We start from the raw sequence: 940 nt of genomic DNA on the forward strand, positions 1-940 counted from the left end.
CCTTGGAACGCCCGACGCGGCCGCGCAGCTGATAAAGCTGCGACAGGCCGAACATGTCGGCGCGGTGGATGATCAGCGTGTTGGCGGTGGGGATGTCGAGACCGGATTCGACGATGGTCGTCGACAACAGCACGTCGTACTGGCCGTCATAGAAGGCATTCATGATATCGTCGAGTTCGCCCGGCGGCATCTGGCCATGTGCCACCGCCACCTTCAACTCCGGCACGGATTCCTTCAGGAAATCATGGATTTCCGAAAGATCGCTGATGCGCGGCACCACATAGAAGGAATGGCCGCCGCGATAACGCTCGCGCAGCAGCGTCTCGCGGATGACCAGGGGATCGAACGGCGAGATGAAGGTGCGCACCGCCATGCGGTCGACCGGTGGCGTGGCGATCAGCGACAGCTCGCGCACCCCGGTCAACGCCAGTTGCAGCGTGCGCGGGATCGGTGTCGCCGAGAGCGTCAGCACGTGCACGTCGGTTTTCAAATCCTTCAGCCGCTCCTTGTGCTTGACGCCAAAGTGCTGCTCCTCGTCGATGATCAGCAGGCCAAGGTTCTTGAACGAGATCGCGGAACCAAGCAGCGCGTGCGTACCGATGACAATGTCGACCTGGCCCTCGGCGATGCCTTTCTTGGTCTCGGCCAGTTCCTTGGCGCCGACCAGCCGCGACGCCTGGCCGACACGGATCGGCAGGCCGGAGAAACGCTGCGAAAAGGTCTTGAAATGCTGGCGCGACAACAATGTCGTCGGCACCACAACTGCCACCTGAAAGCCTTCCATCGCCGCGATGAAGGCGGCACGCAGCGCCACTTCGGTCTTGCCGAAGCCGACATCGCCGCAAATCAGCCGGTCCATCGGCTTGCCGGCAGCAAGATCGTCGCGCACCGAATCGATGGCCGTCTGCTGGTCGTCGGTCTCTTCATAGGGGAAGCGGGC

Annotated in this window: 1 protein-coding gene; it reads right to left on the bottom strand. The window is 62.6% G+C overall.

Annotated elements, in window-relative coordinates; genetic code table 11:
- Nucleotides 1-940: DEAD/DEAH box helicase (locus EN939_RS35890; protein ID WP_127272025.1), on the bottom strand; the 940-nt coding region annotated here is incomplete at both ends.

This window comes from Mesorhizobium sp. M7A.F.Ca.CA.002.05.1.1 (assembly GCF_003998335.1).
GTDB lineage: Bacteria > Pseudomonadota > Alphaproteobacteria > Rhizobiales > Rhizobiaceae > Mesorhizobium.